Origin of the sequence: Photobacterium kasasachensis (assembly GCF_050336885.1) — a bacterium.
GTDB lineage: Bacteria > Pseudomonadota > Gammaproteobacteria > Enterobacterales > Vibrionaceae > Photobacterium > Photobacterium kasasachensis.
Map to the genome: position 1 here is coordinate 148,620 of NZ_JAKJSH010000010.1, position 21,335 is coordinate 169,954.

Annotated in this window: 16 protein-coding genes; 6 read left to right on the plus strand and 10 right to left on the minus strand. The window is 50.5% G+C overall.

Going from position 1 to position 21,335, the window contains the following annotated elements:
• Positions 1 to 2: 2 nt before the first annotated feature.
• From infA to aat, 3 genes are all read right to left on the minus strand, one after another.
• Positions 3 to 221 carry a translation initiation factor IF-1 gene (gene infA, locus L4D19_RS15380; protein WP_005298441.1) on the minus strand — a complete coding sequence of 73 codons (219 nt, stop codon included), beginning with the start codon at positions 219 to 221 and terminating at the stop codon, positions 3 to 5.
• 197 nt (positions 222 to 418) lie between these two features.
• Complete coding sequence (locus L4D19_RS15385) at positions 419 to 1,117, minus strand: arginyltransferase (RefSeq protein WP_428453164.1); 699 nt, start codon at positions 1,115 to 1,117, stop codon at positions 419 to 421.
• Positions 1,118 to 1,121: 4 nt separating this feature from the next.
• On the minus strand, positions 1,122 to 1,826 hold the full coding sequence (aat, locus tag L4D19_RS15390) for a leucyl/phenylalanyl-tRNA--protein transferase (RefSeq protein ID WP_075764724.1): 705 nt from the start codon (positions 1,824 to 1,826) through the stop codon (positions 1,122 to 1,124).
• A gap of 86 nt (positions 1,827 to 1,912) precedes the next feature.
• Here aat and L4D19_RS15395 point away from each other — a divergent pair, with 86 nt between their 5' ends.
• Positions 1,913 to 2,371, plus strand: a complete 459-nt coding sequence (locus tag L4D19_RS15395) for an outer membrane lipoprotein (RefSeq protein ID WP_428453234.1) — start codon at positions 1,913 to 1,915, stop codon at positions 2,369 to 2,371.
• An 89-nt stretch (positions 2,372 to 2,460) separates the two neighbouring features.
• On the opposite strand, the gene cydC is transcribed toward L4D19_RS15395, so the two are convergent.
• The 4 genes from cydC to ald all read right to left on the minus strand — a co-directional run bounded on the left by cydC (position 2,461) and on the right by ald (position 8,363).
• Positions 2,461 to 4,182, minus strand: coding sequence for a heme ABC transporter ATP-binding protein/permease CydC (gene cydC / locus L4D19_RS15400; RefSeq protein ID WP_428453165.1), 1,722 nt, complete (start codon positions 4,180 to 4,182; stop codon positions 2,461 to 2,463).
• Positions 4,175 to 5,947, minus strand: a complete 1,773-nt coding sequence (cydD, locus tag L4D19_RS15405) for a heme ABC transporter permease/ATP-binding protein CydD (RefSeq protein ID WP_428453166.1) — start codon at positions 5,945 to 5,947, stop codon at positions 4,175 to 4,177. The genes cydC and cydD overlap by 8 nt, the downstream gene beginning before the upstream one ends.
• Before the next feature lie 83 nt (positions 5,948 to 6,030).
• Complete coding sequence (trxB, locus tag L4D19_RS15410; protein WP_428453167.1) at positions 6,031 to 6,993, minus strand: thioredoxin-disulfide reductase; 963 nt, start codon at positions 6,991 to 6,993, stop codon at positions 6,031 to 6,033.
• Between the two features lie 248 nt (positions 6,994 to 7,241).
• Positions 7,242 to 8,363 (minus strand): alanine dehydrogenase, encoded by a 1,122-nt coding sequence (ald, locus tag L4D19_RS15415; RefSeq protein WP_428453168.1) that lies wholly within the window; start codon positions 8,361 to 8,363, stop codon positions 7,242 to 7,244.
• Between the two features lie 157 nt (positions 8,364 to 8,520).
• Between ald and lrp the strand changes: the two genes are divergently transcribed.
• The 5 genes from lrp to serS all read left to right on the plus strand — a co-directional run bounded on the left by lrp (position 8,521) and on the right by serS (position 16,213).
• On the plus strand, positions 8,521 to 9,015 hold the full coding sequence (gene lrp, locus L4D19_RS15420) for a leucine-responsive transcriptional regulator Lrp (protein ID WP_007467256.1): 495 nt from the start codon (positions 8,521 to 8,523) through the stop codon (positions 9,013 to 9,015).
• Positions 9,016 to 9,406: 391 nt separating this feature from the next.
• Complete coding sequence (locus L4D19_RS15425) at positions 9,407 to 12,631, plus strand: DNA translocase FtsK 4TM domain-containing protein (RefSeq protein ID WP_428453169.1); 3,225 nt, start codon at positions 9,407 to 9,409, stop codon at positions 12,629 to 12,631.
• A gap of 132 nt (positions 12,632 to 12,763) precedes the next feature.
• Entirely contained in the window at positions 12,764 to 13,378 is a 615-nt protein-coding gene (lolA, locus tag L4D19_RS15430; RefSeq protein ID WP_489685918.1) for an outer membrane lipoprotein periplasmic chaperone LolA, read from the plus strand.
• A 75-nt stretch (positions 13,379 to 13,453) separates the two neighbouring features.
• Complete coding sequence (locus L4D19_RS15435) at positions 13,454 to 14,794, plus strand: replication-associated recombination protein A (RefSeq protein ID WP_428453170.1); 1,341 nt, start codon at positions 13,454 to 13,456, stop codon at positions 14,792 to 14,794.
• Between the two features lie 126 nt (positions 14,795 to 14,920).
• Complete coding sequence (gene serS, locus L4D19_RS15440; RefSeq protein WP_428453171.1) at positions 14,921 to 16,213, plus strand: serine--tRNA ligase; 1,293 nt, start codon at positions 14,921 to 14,923, stop codon at positions 16,211 to 16,213.
• A gap of 29 nt (positions 16,214 to 16,242) precedes the next feature.
• On the opposite strand, the gene L4D19_RS15445 is transcribed toward serS, so the two are convergent.
• The 3 genes from L4D19_RS15445 to metG form a co-directional block, all read right to left on the minus strand.
• Positions 16,243 to 17,124: a hypothetical protein gene (locus L4D19_RS15445; protein WP_428453172.1), complete on the minus strand. Its 882-nt coding sequence runs from the start codon at positions 17,122 to 17,124 to the stop codon at positions 16,243 to 16,245.
• 247 nt (positions 17,125 to 17,371) lie between these two features.
• The gene (locus L4D19_RS15450) at positions 17,372 to 18,694 is read right to left on the minus strand and encodes a dicarboxylate/amino acid:cation symporter (protein ID WP_160648543.1); all 1,323 of its coding nucleotides are present in this window, start codon (positions 18,692 to 18,694) and stop codon (positions 17,372 to 17,374) included.
• Between the two features lie 490 nt (positions 18,695 to 19,184).
• On the minus strand, positions 19,185 to 21,236 hold the full coding sequence (metG, locus tag L4D19_RS15455) for a methionine--tRNA ligase (protein WP_428453173.1): 2,052 nt from the start codon (positions 21,234 to 21,236) through the stop codon (positions 19,185 to 19,187).
• Positions 21,237 to 21,335 lie beyond the last annotated feature (99 nt).

The window sequence follows — 21,335 nt, forward strand, 5'->3', positions numbered from 1 at the left end:
GATTAACGCGCGCGGAAGACGATGCGGCCTTTAGTCAGGTCGTATGGAGTCAGTTCCACAGTTACCTTATCACCAGTAAGAATACGGATGTAGTTCTTGCGCATTTTACCAGAGATGTGAGCGGTAACTACGTGACCGTTTTCCAGCTCAACGCGGAACATAGTGTTAGGTAGTGTATCTAGTACAGTACCTTGCATTTCAATTACGTCTTCTTTTGCCATTGAATCCTCTTAGGCTACCAGCCATGCTTCTGATCGGGCTGGATAATGCCTTGAAACTGTTTGAGTGTAAAGTTTAGGCCGCAATTTTACCCTTGCCGTTACCCTTTGTCAGCTATTGTGACGTATTAAAACGTATTTTCTCGTTTTTTTATCAGATTCTGAGACGAATCAGAGCGCTAATATAGATAATCGATGGCCTACTGCCAGCAACCATCGATCAGCTTCTGGTAGGGCTTGAAGCGAACTTTGTAGTTCATGGCCTTGCAGCGATCTATCTGATAACCGGGGTAGAGCCACTTTCTGCCGGTTTGCCTACCGTATTGGATCTGGTACAGCACGCAGAGTGTACCGAGCGAGAGTGAAGATTCCGGCTCGAAGAAGCTGTAGACGGCGCTGAGCGCATCATCGAAGACATCGGTGATGGCAACTGCTATCAACTTGTCGTCCTCATAGACGTGCAAAAACAAGGTTTCCATCCAGGCGGCGGTACAAAAGTCAAAGAACTGTTCTTTGTTGGCCGGGTACATAGTTCCCCCGGCATGCCGCAGGCGGATATATCGTTCGTAAAGAGCAAACCAGTCGGGGGCAAGGTTGGGCTTAAATTCCCAACGTAGCTTCTTCATCTGGTTCAGCTGGCGCTTTTGACTTTTCGACGGGGCAAACTGCTCACAGTCGACACGTAGCGGCGTACAAGCCTGACAGGATTGGCACATCGGCCGGTATAGTGCATTACCACTGCGTCGGTAGCCTGAGGCAATAAGTACGCCATAACCCAATGGCGTCATCCACTGGTGATCCATGACCACACCTAGCTGTTCCTGTTCACTAGGCAGGTAGTTGCAATCTGATGTCGGGGTCAGACCGATTCTTAGCGACAGTTTGTTATAGCTGGTCATGAGTTTACTGATGCAGCTCCCGAGGTTGGTAACAGCTTTCTTCTAGTATGGCATCTCTTTGCTGTTGCAAAAATTGCATAAATGGAGAGCGTTCAATCTCAACTGCCCCTAGCGAAGCTAAGTGATCATTCATGATCTGACAGTCAATCAGCGTGCCGCCGTGAGCGTGAAAATGCTGACAGAAGAGCCACAAGGCAATTTTAGATGCATTATCGGCCAGGGAAAACATTGACTCGCCGCAGAACACAGTACCAATCTGAATTCCGTAGAGTCCGCCTACGAGGGTGCTGTCCTGCCATACTTCTACTGAATGACAGTAGCCGAGGTTATGCATGACCTGGTATGCCTGCATCATATCGGCAGTGATCCAGGTTTCTTCCGGGCCACGGCTGTCGGCACACAGGCGAATCACATCGTGACAGGCTTTGTTCAGGGTGACTTGGTACCCTGATTTTCGGAAAAACTTGCGTAAGCTTTTGCTTGGCCTGAATTTATCGGGAAGGAAGACGGCACGCGGGGCCGGGCTCCACCAGAGGATGGGCTCACCTTCTGAATACCAGGGAAAAATACCCTGGCGATAGGCAGAGAGCAGGCGCTCAGGTCTCAGGTCGCCGCCAAATGCCAGCAGTCCGTTGGGGTCGTCCAGGGCGGTTTCCGCCACCGGAAACTGTGTATTGACCGGATCGAGTTCCGGCAGATAGATAGCCATAAGTACTGTAGTCGTTGGTGCTTAATACAAGAATAAATAATATAGGTAGCTAGATATACAGTTACCCCCACTGAGGAAATTATATGATGAGAAAGTTCTTAATGTTACTGCTAATGCTTCCTCTTGTTGTAACAGCAGCACCCTATAACCGAAATGAGGCTCGTACGGTCAATAAAATCGTGTTCGGTGATGTCGATTCGGTACGTTATATCTCTCATCAGGAGGTCATTAACTCCCAGCGCAACGGGTGGGAAACCCTGCTTGGCGGTGTTGTTGGAGGATTGATTGGTAATCAGTTCGGTGGTGGCTCCGGGCGTGAAGTAGCTACCGCAGTGGGTGTTGTCGCCGGGGCCGGTATTGCTCATAACCGCCAGCCGGTCCAGAAGGTAGTTGATTATCGATTGGTTGAGCTGTTGATTAAAGCGGAGGATGGCAGGCTCATCGATGTGATTCAGGATGTCGACAAGCAAATGATATTCCAGCGCGGAGACAGTGTGCGGATCCTTTATTTTGACGAAGGGGTCAGGGTAGATAAGGTTCTGTAACTTAAGGCTCAAAACGAAAAAAGCGAGGGACCTGCATCCCTCGCTTAATCTTTTCTAGTTTCTAGTTTCTAGTTTCTAGTTTCTAGTTTCTAGATCCGGTTGCACAGCTCGGCATAGCGGCCGCCTTCGGCCAAGAGCTTATCATGCTGCCCGCTCTCAATGATTTTCCCTTCATCCATCAGGCAAATCTGATCCATCTGATCCAATCCTACAAGGCGGTGGGTGATGAATAACACGGTTTTGTTTTTAGCATGATCAAGCAGCAGCTTGATGATCTGCTGCTCTGTACGGCGATCCAGTCCTTCGGTTGGTTCGTCCATCAGCAGGATGGGCGCATCATGCAGTAGCGCGCGGGCAATACCGATCCGGCGGCGTTCGCCCCCCGAAATCTGACGGCCACCTTCTCCCAGCCAGGTATCCAGCCCCTTGCCGTCAAGCAGGGCCTCAAGACCGACTTTTGCCAGTGCGTCCCTGAATTCATCGTCAGAGCCATCCGGCTTGGCAAGAACAAGGTTTTCGCGCAGCGAGCCATTGAACACATCCACTCGCTGGCTAACGACCGTGATCGCCTGGCGCAGTGAGTCTTCGTGCCATGCTGGCAGGGCGATACCATCAATACTGATGTCGCCTTGCTGCGGATCCCAGTTACGGGTCAGCAGTTGCAGCAGTGTCGATTTGCCACAGCCTGTCCGGCCAAGCAGAGCCAGTTTTTCACCTTGTTTCAGTTCAAGAGAGACATCTTTCAGTACCGGCTCGTCGCTACCGTAGTAGGTGTAGCTGATATTGCGAATACTGATATCACCGTTGACCTGCGCTTGATGACCGTTCGGATCAAACGGTGTGTCCGGTGTCGCTTCAATAATCTCATTCAGGCGGCGGGCAGAGGTCAATGTCTGACCCAGGTATTGGAAAGCACCGGCAACTGGCATCATGATCTCAAAGCTTGCCATGGTGGCAAAGGCAACCATGGCAACAAACGGATCGGGTGCTGCACCGCCAATACCGTCAGCAGCAATCCAGGTGATCAGGACCAGTGTCCAGCCTGTTGCTGCCATCAGAATCGCATTAGCAAGACCGGTCAGGCTTGCCATCTTGCGCTGTGCTGCCAGCAGGGCATCTTGCTCGGCGACGGCTTGCTCGCGATAGCGGTCTTCGGCATTGAACAGCAATAGTTCGGCGTGGCCTTGGATCCAGTCGAGTAGCTTTATCCTGTAGTTAGCCTTGGCATAGGTCAGTGCTTCACCATTGGTTTTACCTAGCCGGTAAAAGATAACTGGCAGGGTGAACATCAGCGCCAATAGAATGAAGCCCAGTGTCAGGCCGATAACAAGATCAAACCAGGCCAGAAAGCCAGTGATCGCCAGCAGGGCAATGACGCCGATCACCAGCGGGCTGACAAGACGCAGGTACACATGGTCCATAGCATCCACGTCGGCAACCAGGCGGTTGAGCAAATCGGCATCCCGCAGGTTTGCCTGGCGACCGGGGATCAGCGGCGTCAGTTTGCGAAAGAAGAACAGACGCAGATCGGCAAGCAGCTTGAAGGTGGCGTTGTGGCTGACTACGCGTTCACCCCAGCGACCGGCAGTACGTGCCATCGAGAATCCCCGTACACCGGCTCCCGGTAGCATGTAGTTGAAGGTTTCCCGGGCAATAGTCAGTCCGGCTACGGCAGAAGCGGCGATAAACCACCCTGAAAGCGTCAGCAGGCTGAGCGCTGACAGCAGGGTCGCCAGTCCAAGCAGCATGCCGAGTGTCAGGCCAAACCAGTGTTTGCGATAGAGTTTCAGGTAAGGGATTAAATCACGCATCGAGATCCCTCTTGTCTGTGTGGGCGAGCATATCGGCGAGAAGGCCGTGCTGGCGGATGTGATCGAAATGACCGTTCTGAACCAGTTTGCCGTTTTCCAGCACCAGTACACGATCCATGGCCGCTAACTGGTCAAGGCGGTGGCTGACCATTAGGGTAGTCTGGCCTTTGACAGCCATTGTCAGGCTTTCCAGTACCAGGTGTTCACTGTTGGCATCCAGGCTGGCTGTCGGCTCGTCCAGTAACCAGAAGGCACCGTTTTGTAACATGGCCCGTGCGACAGCGATACGTTGTGCCTGACCAACAGACAGGCCACCGGAGCGGTCGCCGACCTGATGGCTGTAGCCTTTCTCAAGGCGGCTGATAAATTCATCGGCATAGGCCTGCTGCGCAACCTGAGTAACATGCTCATCGGTCGCCAGTGGGTTGCCGAGGGTAATGTTGTCGCGCACGGTACCGTGTACCAGCAGCGGGTTTTGTCCCACCCAGCTGATTGTCTGGCGCCATTCGCTATGGTCAAGCTGCTTGAGTTCTACACCGTTGATTTTCAGGCTGCCGCGATAAGGCAGAAAGCCCAGTAGCGCATTGAGCAGGCTGGTTTTACCAGCACCGCTCGGGCCGACAAGGGCAACTTGCTCATGGGCCTGAATATCAAAGCTTAGTGGCCCTGCAAGAACCTGACCTTGCGGACTCAGCACCTCCAGATCCTGAACGCTGATCCGGATGGTTTCTGGTGAAGGAAGCTCCTCGTCACCCTGGGTCATCTCGTCTGCTTCTGCATTGAGAAACTCGACAATCGACTCTGCGGCACCAATGGCCTGGGCCTTGGCATGGTAGAAAGTCCCTAAATCGCGCAGCGGCTGGTAAAACTCAGGAGCCAGTACGAGGACGAACAGGCCGGTAAACAACGATAGCGGGACACCGTAGTTGCCGAAGTTCAGCTCGCCGATGAAGGCAAAGCCAAAGTAGACGGCAACGATGGCCACCGAAATGGCAGAGAAAAACTCCAGCACCGCCGAGGAAAGGAAGGCGAGTCGCAACACTTCCATCGTACGCTTGCGCAGTACATGCGAGGCTGCGTGTAAGTTCTCTGCTTCGGCTTCTGCGCGGTTAAACAATCGAAGTGTCGATAACCCCTGCAGGCGGTCGTAAAAGTGGCCAGAAAGGCGTTGCAGGGCTTTAAAGTTGCGTCGGTTAGCATCGGCTGCGCCCAAGCCAACCAGTGCCATGAAAATCGGCACCAGCGGGGCGGTGATCAGGAAAATCAGACCGGCAGCCCAGTTCAGCGGAAAGACGGCAAACAGGATAACCAGCGGAACCAGCACCGCAATAGACATCTGCGGGATATAGCGCGAGAAGAAATCTTGCATTTCCTCAACCTGCTCCAGTACCAGACTAGCCCAGGTACCTGCCGGTTTGCCCTTGATGTAGGCCGGGCCAAGGTTGTGCAGGCGGTTAAGGATAAGCTGTCGAATATGAAGCCGGATTTGTTCGCCGCAGCGGTAACCGTATATTTCACGTCCCCAGCTGCAGCCTGCGCGGAGTCCGACAATCAGGATCAGGCCGAGAAAACTGTTTACCAGCTCATATTTATCAGTCTGTTCGATAATAAGTTGATGGAGAATGTGGGCAAGCAGCGCAGCTTGGCCGACAAGTAGCACCCCGGAAAGAAATCCAAGCCCGACACTGAACATCAGCCAGCGTTTGGCGAGCTTGCTTTGTGACTTTAACCACTTGGTCAAGTCTCGTTGTAATTGTTTGTCCATAAGATATCTTGTGCCGTAAATGGCAGCGAGCAGAAAGGTAGAAGGCTAAAAGCAGCCGCTACAGGGGTAGCGGCCGATTTTGATTATTTTTGTTCTTCTAGTGCGTCCAGGAAGCGCTCGGCGTCAAGGGCTGCCATACATCCTGTACCTGCCGAGGTGATAGCCTGACGGTAGGTGTGATCCATGACGTCACCGGCGGCAAAGACACCTTCGACACTGGTTTGGGTCGCATTGCCCTCGGTGCCAGATTGTACCTTGATGTAGCCGTTGGCCATATCCAGCTGACCTTCGAAGATTCCGGTGTTTGGCTGGTGGCCAATGGCAATAAAGGCACCCATGACATCGATGGTCTCAGTGGCATCAGACTTGGTGTCCTTAATGCGAACAGCCGTCACCCCCATATCATCACCCAGTACTTCGTCCAGAGTGCGATCAGTATGAAGAATGATATTGCCGTTCTCTACCTTGTCCATCAGGCGTTTGATAAGAATCTTCTCTGAACGGAATGAGTCGCGGCGGTGAATAAGGTGGACTTCCGACGCAATGTTTGACAAGTATAGTGCCTCTTCGACTGCGGTATTACCGCCGCCAACAACGGCTACTTTCTGGTTGCGGTAGAAGAATCCGTCACAGGTCGCGCAGGCAGAAACGCCACGGCCCTTGAAGTTTTCTTCTGATTCCAGACCGAGGTACTTGGCTGAAGCACCGGTGGCAATGATCAAAGCGTCGCAGGTGTATTCGCAGCTGTCGCCTTTCAGGCGGAACGGGCGCTGGCTAAAATCGGTCTCGTTGATATGGTCAAAAATGATCTCAGTCTCGAACTTTTCAGCGTGCTCTTTCATTCGATCCATTAGCGCAGGGCCAGTCAGGCCTTCTGCATCACCTGGCCAGTTTTCTACTTCGGTTGTCGTCGTTAGCTGACCGCCTTGCTGCATGCCGGTTACCATTACAGGATTTAGGTTAGCACGTGCGGCATAGACAGCGGCAGTATAGCCAGCAGGACCAGAACCAAGGATGAGCAGTTTACAATGTCTTACGTTACTCATTACTTCTCCAGGCTGAAATGAGATTATTATCATGTAGAAGGGTGATTGTAGGTAAATTGAGGACGTAAGGAAAGTGCCCCGGTGACGTTGCCCCCAAGATAACCTGTACGGGGGAAGTCCGTAGCCTTGAATTGAAGATCGTTTGAACAGGGAAGCACTTAGTCAGGCTTCCCATTGGCAAGTAACAATACCTTAGTCTTGTTCCGACTCACTTATTTCTAGTGGTTCTAATAAGTGACTCGCATATTTTAATGCATACTGATTGCAACCTCTGGGTCGGTATAGTGTAAATCGAACGCTTCGGCGACTTCTTTGCAGGTGATTTTGCCATGGATCACGTTCAGTCCGGCAAGGAACCCCGGATCGTCCAGCAATGCTTTCTTGTAACCGCTACTGGCAAGTTTGATCACGTAGGGCAAGGTTGCATTATTGAGGGCAAACGCCGAGGTGCGAGCAACAGCACCGGGCATATTGGCAACGCAGTAGTGAACGACATCGTCGACGATATAGGTCGGATCGGTATGGGTCGTCGGATGCGATGTTTCAAAACAGCCGCCCTGGTCGATGGCGACATCAACCAGCGCCGAGCCGGGCTTCATCTGTTTCACGTGCTCGGCGGTGATCAGTTTTGGTGCGGCTGCCCCAGGGATCAGAACGGCACCGATAATCACGTCTGCATCGGGAACCAGCTGGTCAATCGCTTCGTGGGTAGAGTAGATGACTTTGGCCTTGCCCTGAAATTCGACATCGAGGGCACGAAGGGTATCGAGGTTACGGTCGAGGATCGTGACATCGGCTCGCATGCCAATGGCCATTCTAGCTGCGTTAGAGCCGACGACACCACCACCGAGGACGACAACTTTAGCAGGTTCTACGCCGGGAACACCACTGAGTAACAACCCGCGTCCACCATTAGAATTCTCTAGAGTTTGTGCTCCTGCCTGGATAGACATTCTGCCGGCAACTTCAGACATTGGTGCCAATAATGGTAGTCTTCCTAGATGATCTGTGACCGTTTCATAAGCTATACAGATAGCTTTGCTGTCAATTAGGTCTTTTGTTTGTGGAAAATCTGGGGCAAGATGGAGATAAGTGAATAAAATTTGTCCTTCATTCAGCATGGCTCTTTCTGCTGCTTGAGGCTCTTTTACTTTGACAATCATCTCTGATCTGGTAAAAACTTCTTTAGCAGTTGAAATAATTGAAGCGCCAGCAGCTTGATAGTCTGAATCAGATAGACCAATTCCACTACCGGCGTTGGTTTCGATGAGAACCTGATGGCCTAATGAGACCAGTTCACGAACGCTGCTGGTAACCAGCCCGACGCGATATTCGTGGTTTTTGATTTCTTTGGGTACACCAATGATCATCCTGCTTCTCCCTTGGCATCATAGTACGATTGGCTATTGACAAGGTTGTAAATGCGGATCTATTGGCAGTATAGTTTGACTATCAGAGTATTTGATTCTAAATAATAGAAAGTTGTAGTATATTTTTTTGCAAGGAAGTAAGAAGGTGGAATAAAAAATGGTAGATACCAAAAAGAAACCATCCAAGGAATTGGATAGAATTGACCGTAACATATTGAATGAACTGCAAAAAGACGGTCGTATCTCAAATGTTGAGTTATCAAAACGTGTAGGCTTATCTCCAACTCCATGTCTCGAACGTGTTCGTCGACTGGAGCGTCAAGGGTACATTAGCGGCTATACGGCTCTGCTAAATCCCCAATTTCTTGATGCATCACTGCTGGTTTTCGTTGAAATTACGCTTAACCGCGGTGCGCCAGATGTATTTGAACAGTTCAACAAGTCTGTTCAAGAGCTGGAAGACATTCAGGAATGTCACTTGGTATCTGGTGATTTCGACTACCTGTTGAAAACTCGCGTATCAGATATGTCAGCGTACCGTAAGCTGCTGGGTGAAACCCTGCTACGCTTGCCTGGCGTAAATGACACCCGTACCTATGTCGTTATGGAAGAAGTGAAGCAGACCAACAACCTGGTTATCAAGACTCGCTAATTCTACACGACATTGCCGTTCTGACGGTCATAAATTAAGCGGCCTAGGCCGCTTGATTTGTTTTATCCCCTACAAAACTCACCATATGCACAATAATTCGCCACCTGCCGCGCTGAATTAACACTCTGATGAATCTTTCCTTTCGACAAATGTTTACAATGGCATTTGCTTTTCTGCGCGACAGAGAAATCTCGTGAGTTTAGTGCTTTGCTCCCACTTTTCTTGTAATAGTCAAAAAAAGACGACAAGTGGTATAAGATAGGGCACTAGATTTAAATTGACCTGACCGACAGCCTTTTGCACCAGTTAATCACCATAATCAATAGTGCAAAGCCTTGCGCAATGGCTGATAGGGAACCAGGCGACAACAATTGTTACACCGGAGTGTTTTTTGAGGAAAGTTAAAGGCACACAGCAGCCAAAAATACGCCTTTCTGGGGGACAGCGTCTGCTAGAAAGCTTTCTGATCATAGGCATATTGGCCGCGATTTTTATCATGGTTGCCCTGGTAAGTTTTGATCCTGCCGATCCTTCGTGGTCACAAACGGCCTGGGAAGGGCCCGTGCAAAACAAAGCCGGTGCCTTGGGTGCACTGGTAGCAGATACTTTTCTGTTTACCCTTGGTTCGCTGGCCTACCCATTACCTGCGGCGATTGTACTGGGGGCATGGGTTATTTTTCGTCGGCGCGGTGAGCGCGATACCATCGACTTCATGATTTATGGTACCCGGCTGCTGGGCCTGTTGCTGTTGTTTCTGACCAGCTGCGGGCTGGCTGATCTTAACTTCGATGATATCTGGTACTTTTCCTCCGGTGGTGTAGTTGGCGATGTTGTCTCAAATATGGCCCTGCCGGTGCTTAATCTGCTTGGAACGACATTGGTACTGATGTTTGTCTGGGCGGTGGGCTTTACGCTGTTTACCGGCATTTCCTGGCTGACCATTGTCGATACCTTGGGGGAGACAACTCTGGGAGCATTGGCCTGGTTGCTTAACAAGGTGCGTTCGGACAAATCGGAGGTGCTGACACCATTTGCCGCAGATATTCCGGACGAGCAGCAGACCGCTTATGCCTCTCAGTTAGCCCAGGAAAGCCAGGCTGAAGCGCCGGATGCCGATGATATTCTGCTGGCTTCATCGAGCAAGCCAAGTGCAGCCGATAATACTGTTGAGCGCAGAGAACCACGCCGAGAGACATGCAGAGAGTCACGTACAGAGCCGCAGTTTTCCGAACAAGCGTGGAACGATGCGCCGTCCTCGCCCAAGATTGTTATGCCAGAGCGCTTAAAGCCTAGCCCGGTCGTTCACTCTGATGCAATTACCGTCGAGGATGTGCTGGTCGATGGTCAGGTAGAAGAACTTGTCGAGCTGACTGCGGCGCATTCGGAGATGGACAGCATCGAGTCGCCAGTACAGCATGAGTCTATATTATCAGAGAATAGGCAACCTGAGCCGATAACGAGCAGGCAACCGCAAAAGGCTAAGGGACTCACGATTGCTGAGCTTGAGCGAGAACTCGATAAGGACGAAAATTTCACGGTCTATATGGATGAGCAAGATACCTTGCCGACCATTGACACGGACGCTATGCAAAGCGTAGTTGCTGATGACAGCACCACTTTCGCTGAGCCTTTGCCAGAGCCTGTTGTCCAAACCGCCTCGCAGCCTGCAACACCGCCTGTAGCAACACAATCTGTAACAATGCAGCCTGTTACGCCTGAGGCCGTTATAACAGAATCCGAATTTGATGAACCTGAAGTCTTGCAGCCACAGCCAGCGGTTATTGAGTCGGCAGCTACCGAGCCAGGTTCACATTCAGTTCAGATGGGATCCGTAGTATCGGAAGAGAGTCAGCCGATCCCAAGCGTTGCAGACTCGCAGCCTGAAGTTGTGACGCCGGAGGTGATGCCTGCCTCCGATGATATCGAGATTGGTGTCCACGACGGCATGTCGGAACTGGAGCGTGCCGAGCAGGAAAGCGGTGTTGCAGATGATAGCGATGTCAGTGACGAGGAAGCATTCTTGCAGAAGATCCGCGATGCCCAGAAGGCACAGGCTCATGCGGCAGGGTTGGATAATCCGTTCCTGATGAAGAAAGAAGCGGATTTACCGGTGCCGACAACACCGATGCCGACCCTTGATTTGCTGGCTCCGGCGCGACAGACCGTCGAACCGGCCAGTGAAGAGGAACTGAAACAAACGGCCATGCTGGTCGAATCAAAATTGGCTGACTATAAAATTAAAGCCAAGGTCGTGGGAGTCTATCCGGGGCCGGTAATCACCCGTTACGAGCTGGATTTGGCGCCGGGTGTGAAGGTCAGCCGAATTTCCGGCCTGGCGAAAGACTTGGCCAGGGCACTGTCAGCTTCTGCGGTACGTGTGGTCGAAGTGATTCCGGGCAAGCCTTACATTGGTCTGGAGCTGCCAAACGTCAATCGCGAAACTGTCTACATGTCCGAAGTAGTGGGCAGCGAGCGGTTCCAGGATATGAAGGCAGCCCTGCCGATTGTGCTTGGCTATGATATTGCCGGAGAAGCGATTGTCGCCGACCTGAGCAAGATGCCGCACTTGTTGGTAGCCGGTACCACGGGCTCGGGTAAGTCGGTGGGTGTGAACGTAATGATCGTCAGCTTGCTGTATAAGTGTAAGCCTGAAGATTGTCGTTTCATCATGATTGACCCGAAAATGCTGGAGCTTTCCATTTACGAAGGTATCCCGCACTTGCTGACCGAAGTTGTTACTGACATGAAAGATGCCGGTAACGCCCTGCGCTGGTGTGTCGGGGAAATGGAGCGCCGATACAAACTGATGGCTGCGGTTGGAGTACGTAATCTGGCAGGCTATAACGCCAAGCTGGCAGAAGCGGCAGCGGCTGGCCACCCGATCCACGATCCGTTGTGGAAACCGGGAGACAGTATGGATGAATATCCGCCAATGCTTGAAAAAATGCCAAGCATTGTGGTTATTGTCGATGAGTTCGCTGATTTGATGATGGTTGTCGGCAAGAAGGTTGAAGAGCTGATTGCCCGTCTGGCTCAGAAGGCACGTGCGGCTGGCATCCACCTGGTACTGGCGACTCAGCGTCCGTCAGTTGATGTGATAACCGGTTTGATTAAGGCGAATATTCCAAGCCGGATGGCCTTTACGGTATCGACCAAGACGGACTCTAGAACCATTTTGGACCAGGGCGGGGCGGAGTCCTTGCTGGGCATGGGTGATATGCTGTACCTGCCTGCAGGTAAAAACCATCCTGTCCGAGTTCACGGCGCATTTGCCTCTGATGATGATGTCCACAATGTGGTTAATGACTGGAAAGCTCGCGGGAAGCCGCAGTATATCGACGGTATTCTGAATGCTGATCAGGGGGCTGAAGGCTTGCTACCGGGCGAGGCTGCTGGTGGCGGTGACGATGATCTCGACCAGTTGTTTGATCAGGTGGCGGCGTTTGTTGCCGAATCTCGCCGAGGCTCTGTATCGGGCGTGCAGCGTAAATTTAAGATTGGTTACAACCGGGCGGCGCGAATTGTCGAGCAGCTGGAAGCGCATGGTATCGTCAGTGCCCCGGGGCATAATGGCAACCGTGAGGTGTTGGCACCACCGCCACCCCCACAGGACTAGGCTATATCAGGGGATTACCTGATATAGCCGGGCCTGCGTGGTAACCGAAGTTAATAATTGTTTCCGAGCGGTTTTGGAGACAGTAAATAAACGATTTGAACAGTTTTGAACCGAAAAGGTTAAGTCATAATGATAAAAAAAGTATTAGTAAGTCTGCTTGTCGCAGCCCCTGTTTTCTTATCTTCCGCTGCATGGGCAACGCCGCAGCAGGAGCTGAGTACAAGGCTGGGCAAAGTGAATGCTTTCAGTGCCGAATTTAAGCAAAAAGTCATTAGCCCGGAAGGTGATTTGCTGGTGGAAGGGGAAGGGGATGTTGCGATTCAGCGTCCAAACCTGTTTCGCTGGAATACGGTGATGCCGGATGAAAACCTGTTGATCTCGGATGGCAAGACACTCTGGTACTACAGTCCATTTATCGAGCAGGTGACAGCGATGTGGCTTGCCGATGCGACTGAACAAACTCCGTTTGTGCTGCTAACCCGAAACAATACAGCTGACTGGGCGAAATACAACGTTGCCCAGACTGCCGATACCTTTACCCTGACGCCGAAAGATCGCACCTCTTCGATGGGCAAGTTCGTGGTGACGGTTGCCAAGAGTGGTGAAGTACGTAGTTTCTCGGTGGTTGAGCAGGACGGCCAACGCAGCAACTTCTCGTTCAGTAAGTTCAGCGGTAAAGCGCAACCGAGCGACCTGTTTAAGTTCACACCGCCAAAAGGTGTAGAGCTTGACGATCAGCGTAACTAACACCGGAACTGCCGTTCGCCCTTTTCTTAGGTGGCACCCTTGTGCCGCCTAATTTCGTTTTAAGGAGCTGTTATTTTGAATAACTTCAGCCTCGATTTCTCGTCAGATTTTCGCCCGCTGGCTGCACGTATGAGGCCACGTACGGTTGAGGAATATATCGGTCAGCGCCATATTCTGGGCGAGGGAAAGCCTCTCAGGCGTGCGCTTGAAGCCGGTCATCTCCACTCGATGATCCTCTGGGGGCCGCCGGGGACAGGCAAGACAACACTGGCCGAAGTGGCTGCTAATTATGCCAATGCCGAAGTCGAGCGTGTATCGGCCGTCACCTCCGGGGTGAAAGATATCCGGGCCGCTATCGACAAAGCCCGTGATAACAAAATGGCCGGACGACGGACCATCTTGTTTGTCGACGAGGTGCACCGTTTCAATAAAAGTCAGCAAGATGCGTTCTTGCCTCATATTGAAGATGGCACCGTGACGTTTATCGGTGCCACGACAGAGAATCCGTCGTTTGAGCTGAATAACGCACTGCTGTCACGGGCCCGTGTCTACAAGCTCAAGTCGCTGGAGTCGACAGACATTCTCGAGGTTATCGAACAGGCCTTGACGGATACTGAACGCGGGATCAGCGAAACCAACCTTGAGTTTGTCGATGATGTAAAAGAAAGGCTGGCTGATCTGGTGTGTGGTGATGCGCGTATGTCGCTGAACTATCTCGAGCAGCTCATCGACATGGCAGAAGAGAACGAAAAAGGCATCAAGCCGATCACTTTGTCGCTGCTTGCAGAGGTGGCGGGTGAGAAAATCGCTCGTTTCGACAACAAGGGTGACCTTTGGTACGACATGATCTCCGCCGTGCATAAGTCGATTCGCGGTTCAAGCCCCGACGGAGCCCTGTACTGGTTCGCCCGTATGTTGCAGGCCGGTTGTGATCCTCTCTATGTGGCTCGACGTCTGCTGGCGATCGCTTCCGAGGATATCGGTAATGCGGATCCCCGGGCGATGCAGGTGGCTATCTCGGCCTGGGACTGTTTTACCCGGGTTGGGGCCTACGAAGGGGAGCGTGCCATTGCGCAGGCAATTATCTACCTTGCCAGTGCGCCGAAAAGCAATGCGGTCTATACAGCATTCAAGCAAGCGAAGGCGGATGCGATGAACCATCCAGACTACGAGGTCCCTAATCATTTGCGTAATGCCCCTACGCGGCTAATGAAGGATCTGGGTTATGGTGCAGAATACCGCTATGCCCATGATGAGCCGGGTGCCTATGCGGCCGGTGAGTGTTACTTCCCGCCGGAAATGGAAGGTACACGCTACTATCACCCAACAAATCGCGGTTTGGAAACTAAAATTGCCGAAAAGTTGGATTATCTTGCTTCTTTAGATGCAAAAAGCGCATTAAAGCGCTACCAATAATAAGGCTTTTTGGGTATCGTTGAACAATTGACGCCAGATTGACTGGCGTTTCGTAAACCTAAGATTATTTTGACAAGAATTGTCTAAATAACGTGCATTTCAGAATATTAAGAGCACAGGATTAGCATGCTAGATTCTAAATTACTTCGAACTGAGCTGGATGAAACAGCTGCAAAACTCGCACGTCGTGGTTTTACCCTTGACGTAGAAAAATTACGCAACCTAGAAGAGCAACGTAAGTCCCTTCAAGTTAAGACTGAAGAGCTACAGGCTTTGCGTAACTCGCGATCGAAGTCGATTGGTCAAGCTAAAGCTAAAGGCGATCACGAAGCTGCTGAAAAGATTCTGGCTGAAGTCGCCAACCTTGGCGGTGAGCTGGATGAAGCGAAAAAGGCGCTAGCTGAGCTTCAAATTGAGCTTCAGGATATTACGCTTTCTGTGCCTAACCTGCCGGATGACAGTGTTCCTGCAGGGAAAGACGAAGACGAGAATGTTGAAGTGTCTCGTTGGGGTCAGCCTAAGACTTACGACTTTGAAGTTAAAGATCACGTTGATCTTGGCGAGCTGGCAGACGGTCTTGACTTTGCAAGTGCAGTTAAGATCTCTGGTTCGCGCTTTATCGTGATGAAAGGCAAGTTTGCTCGCCTGCACCGTGCGATTGCCCAGTTTATGCTGGATCTTCACACTGACGAGCATGGTTACACCGAGATGTATGTACCATACCTGGTGAACAAAGACAGCCTATTCGGTACTGGTCAGCTACCTAAATTTGGTGAAGATCTGTTCCACACCAAGCCTGCAACTGAAGAAGGTGTAGGTATGTCACTGATTCCGACTGCGGAAGTACCTGTGACCAACATGGTTCGCGATACCATTACAGACGAAGCTGAGCTACCGCTTAAGATGACGGCACATACGCCGTGTTTCCGTTCTGAAGCGGGCTCTTACGGTCGTGATACCCGTGGCTTGATCCGTATGCACCAGTTCGACAAAGTAGAGCTGGTACAGATCACTAAGCCTGAAGATTCAATGGCGGCACTGGAAGAGCTGACTGGCCATGCTGAGAAAGTTCTTCAGTTGCTAGAACTTCCTTACCGTAAAGTGGTTCTTTGTACTGGTGACATGGGCTTCGGTGCAGCGAAAACATACGATCTTGAAGTATGGGTTCCTGCTCAAGAAACTTACCGTGAAATCTCTTCTTGTTCAAACATGTGGGATTTCCAGGCTCGCCGTATGCAGGCTCGTTTCCGTCGTAAGGGCGAGAAGAAGCCAGAGCTTGTTCATACACTGAACGGTTCTGGTCTGGCTGTTGGCCGTACCATGGTTGCGATTCTTGAAAACAATCAGGAAGCAGATGGTCGCATTATGATCCCTGAAGTACTGCGCAAGTACATGAACGGTGAAACACATATCGGTTAATTGCCGCTTTTGTTTAATAAAAACCCAGCCTAGGCTGGGTTTTTTTGTTTTGAACTGTCAACGCCCTGAACAGACGGAGGTAGCTTGACTACATTGCTGGCATCGACAGGGAGCTCGGGAAGTCTGATCGAAACTTCTTTGCCGATATCACCGAGTACCAGATCGAATAGGTTGAAGATTGTCTCTGATACCTGCAGAGAAAAATGATAAAGCTGTTCTTTGACCAGACCCGGGTCCGGGTTGTCCAGGTCAATCTTGTCGAACTGATCAAACAGTGCCTCAATAATAAGTGGCGGAGCAGGGTTGCTGCTTCTAACTGTCATCTGGCCGAGACGCCGGCGCAGGATCTGGGTATGTAAACCGAGTTCGCGCTTTATCGCCGTACTGTTCGGATGATAGCTGTGAATAGTGTGGCGAAAACGGCTCAAACTGTCGATAGCGTTTAGAGTGACAGGCCAGGTCGACTGGTATTGTTGAAAGACATGTTCTTTGTCAGCAGCCAGCAGGCTCTGGGTGATGGTGTCATCAATCAGGTACAGGACATGACGGATGGCCTTGCCGTGAACAGCCTGATTTCGCTGTAAAGAATACCTTGGCCACTCGTCCAGTAATGATGTAATGCGCTTCATTAATATCCGGTACATGGGCTTTTGCGAGTGCTCAGCCTGGCTGATTAGAGTCCGAAGCAGGCTCTGGATTGCCAGTGATTCGTTTAAAGGTTGCTCCTTTCCAAGGAAACTCCCGCTGGTATTCAGCAACTGGTGAGTCTGACGACGGTGAAAGCGTAACAGATGAATAAGCTGGCGTAGGCCGATCACCTGGTTAAAGCGGTTTTGCAGCAGTGAATTGCTCTGCCTTACATGGTAGGTGTAATAGCCGAGACTAAACACAACTCCAATAATCAATGACATGATAAGCATTTTCCCTCCAGCATCAATGGTGCTTCATAGAGGGAATAACGCAATAAGTGTGCCGTTGAATAATCTGTCGGCATGGTTTATTTTTTTATATTTATCAGCTGGTTACCGTTTGATTGTTTATCAAGCTCAAAACCTTGGGCGTTGATGGGGCAAGTATGTTTCCTAATGGTGCAAAAAAGCCCCTTGCGGGGCTTTTAATGGGATTTGCTATGTTGCCGCTATAGTCAAGCGTTGACTGTTAGTCGAAGCTGGCTGTTTTGGCTTGCGGGTGAAGATGGACTTCTTCATCTTTCTCGCCTGCTGCCGGGTCATTGAATCGATTAACATCCAGCTCACCTTCAGACTTGGCCACAATACAGGTTACCGCACTGTCACCAGTGATGTTGACGGCAGTACGGATCATATCAAGTAGTCGGTCGACACCCATGATAATCGCGATACCTTCAACTGGCAGGCCTACCTGGCTCAGTACCATTGCCAGCATGATCAGGCCGACGCCCGGAACACCAGCTGTACCGATAGAGGCAAGTGTTGCTGTAACGATGACTGCCATGTAGTCACCCATTGTCAGGTCAATGTTGAAAGCCTGAGCAATGAACGCTGTCGCAACACCCTGCATGATTGCAGTGCCATCCATGTTGATGGTTGCACCTAGTGGTACGGTAAACGAAGCGATACGGTTAGAAGCACCAAGACGTTTGGTCGCTGTTTCCATCGTTACAGGAATGGTTGCGTTTGACGAAGCCGTGGAGAAGGCAAACATGATTGCATCTTCCATCTTTTTCAAGAATGTCTTCGGGCTCAAACCGGTGAATACCTTCAGCATTGTGCTGTATACAACCAGACCGTGAATCAACAGGGTACAAGTTAGGACCACGAAGTAGCCAAACAGGTTGTAGATGGCATCAAGGCCGATTCCTGTGAACAGTTTCGCCATCAGGAAGAAGACACCGTAAGGCGCAATATGCATCAGCAGCGCGACCAGCTTCATGATGACTTCGTTAAGATCGGCAAAGACAGCAGCAATACGCTCACCAGGCTTGCCGGCAGCACTAATGGCAATACCGAACAGAATAGCAAACACGATAATTTGAAGTGTATTGCCTTGGGCCATAGAGTTGATTGGGTTCGTCGGGAACATTCCGATGATGACATCACCCAATGAAGGGGCTTCTTTGGCTGCAAACGTTGTTGCGGCAGAAAGATCGGCACCGGCTCCAGGTTGGAACAGGTTACCCATGGTCAGTGCAAGGGTGATGGCAATCGCTGTTGTTGTTAGATAGAACAACAAGGTTTTGCCCCCGAGGCGACCTAGCGTGCTGATATCGTTCAGCGTACTGGTACCACAAACCAAAGAAACAAATACTAAAGGCACAACCAGCATTTTTAAGCTAGCAATGAAGATCGCACCACCAACGTCAAACAGGCCATTCACTAGATATTCGTGTACAAATGAAGTCTCAGCAAAAAGGGAGCGAATAGCGAATCCTGTCAAGATGCCCAGCAGCATGCCGAGAATCACTCGGCCAGTCAGGGACATTTTCTTTTTTTGTGTTGGCATGAAATGAACACTCCTTATAATTATTCACTCTGTAAATCATTCACCAGAGCGCGGAGCAGGTTAACAGCAGTTTAGGTGTTAAAGCGAAGTAAAATGCTGTGCAAAATTCAAAGGTATGTTTCAGATCACACTTTCTGATGCAGAATGGTATTCCGAAAACATTAAATTTAACCAAGCATTAACCTACCGGTTGATATATATACAGTTTTTGTGCTGCTGTATCGGTAATAGCGAATATCAGTGGCGTTTATACCGAATAAAAGCGAAATTTATCGTCATGATAAAAATAGTCGTTAACATCTGTTTTTGCCGAGAAAATATCCTATGAAGCTGTCTGCTGTTTGGTAGGTAATGATAAGGTTAATAAATTTGGAATATCTACAGATAATCAGTGAGTTGGAAACAATTTGCCAGTGGTTGGCAACCATTGCTCGCTGAATAAAAAAAGGAGCCGAAGCTCCTTTATTATTGCGTTAATTGTGCATAAAAATTACATCACACGCATACCAGGCTGCGCACCTTCGTGTGGTTCAAGGATCCACAGATCTTCACCACCAGGGCCCGCTGCCAGTACCATACCTTCAGACATGCCGAACTTCATCTTACGCGGCTTGAGGTTAGCCACCATTACAGTGTGCTTGCCAATTAGGTCTTCAGGGCTGTAGGCCGACTTGATACCTGCGAATACTTGGCGAGTCTCGCCACCTAGGTCTAGCTCAAGCTTAAGTAGCTTGTTGGCTTTAGGCACAGATTCGCAAGACACGATTTTCGCAATGCGAAGATCCACTTTAGCAAAGTCATCGAACTCGATTTCGTCTGCGATTGGTTCTTTGCTTAGCTCAGTTTCTGTCTTCGCTGCTTCTGCTTTTTCTTTAGCTGCCATTTCTGCTGCGGCATCTTCTTTTGAAGATTCAACCATAGCTTCAACTTTCTTGGCATCGATGCGGTTGAACAGCGCCTTGAACTTAGTCACTTCGTGGCCAGTCAGCGGCTGGGCAATACCTTCCCAGGTCAGGGTCTCGTTCAGGAAGCCCTCTGTGCGCTCAGCAAGCTGAGGCATAACAGGCTTCAGGTAGGTCATCAGTACGCGGAACAGGTTAATGCCGACAGAACAGATTTCCTGCAGCTCCTGATCTTTGCCTTCTTGTTTGGCAACAACCCATGGGGCTTTTTCGTCAACGTACTGGTTAGCCTTGTCTGCCAGTGCCGTGATTTCGCGGATTGCACGGCTGTATTCACGGTTCTCGTAAAGCTCAGCGATGCGATCAGAGGCGGCAACAAACTCGGCATATAGCTCAGGCTCAGCAAAACTGTCTGACAGCTTGCCTTCGAAGCGCTTGGCAATGAAACCGGCATTACGTGATGCCAGGTTGACAATCTTGTTCACGACATCGCTGTTTACACGCTGGGTGAAATCTTCAAGGTTAAGGTCAAGATCGTCAATACGGTTATTCAGCTTGGCCGCGTAGTAGTAACGCAGGCATTCTGGGTCCAGATGCTGCAGATAAGTACCGGCTTTAATAAAGGTACCTTTCGATTTCGACATCTTCGCGCCGTTTACAGTAACGTAGCCGTGAACGAAGACATTGTTTGGTTTGCGCAGACCAGCACCGTCAAGCATTGCAGGCCAGAACAGGCTGTGGAAGTAGACAATGTCTTTACCGATGAAGTGGTAAAGCTCGGTTGAGCTGTCCTTGTTCCAGTACTCGTCGAAGTTCAGGTCATCACGCTTGTCACACAGGTTCTTGAATGAGCCCATATAGCCGATTGGTGCATCCAGCCATACGTAGAAGTACTTGCCCGTTTCACCCGGGATCTCGAAGCCGAAGTACGGCGCATCACGCGAGATATCCCATTGCTGTAGGCCAGACTCGAACCATTCCTGCATCTTGTTGGCGGTTTCGTCCTGCAGTGCACCTGATTTGGTCCACTCTTGCAGCATGCCTTCGAACTGAGGCAGGTCAAAGAAGAAGTGCTCGGAATCCTTCATTACCGGTGTCGCGCCGGAAACAGCAGATTTTGGTTCGATAAGATCCGTCGGGCTGTAAGTTTCGCCACAGTTGTCACAGTTATCGCCGTACTGGTCTTCTGCCTTACATTTCGGGCAGGTCCCTTTTACGAAGCGATCTGGCAGGAACATTTCCTTTTCAGGATCGAATAGCTGAGAGATCGTACGGCTGGTAATAAAGCCTTTCTCTTTTAGCTGAGTGTAAACGAACGACGCCAGCTCACGGTTCTCGTCGGAATGTGTGCTGTGGTAGTTGTCAAAGCTAATATCGAAGCCAGCAAAGTCGGCCTGGTGCTCTTTGCTCACTTCGGCAATCATCTGCTCAGGTTCCATACCCATCTGCTGGGCCTTAAGCATGATTGGAGTACCGTGTGCATCGTCTGCACAGATGAAATGAACTTCGTTGCCGCGAAGGCGCTGATAGCGCACCCAGATATCCGCTTGCACATGCTCAAGCATGTGTCCCAAGTGGATCGAACCGTTAGCGTACGGTAGGGCGCAGGTCACCAGAATTTTTCTTGGATTTGCAGCCATAATTACTTATTTCGCTCATGATGGGTAAAAAAATGTAGCCTCAAATAGTACCTGATGGACAGCGTATTGCCTAGCATCATCCAGTGATAATCACGCTAA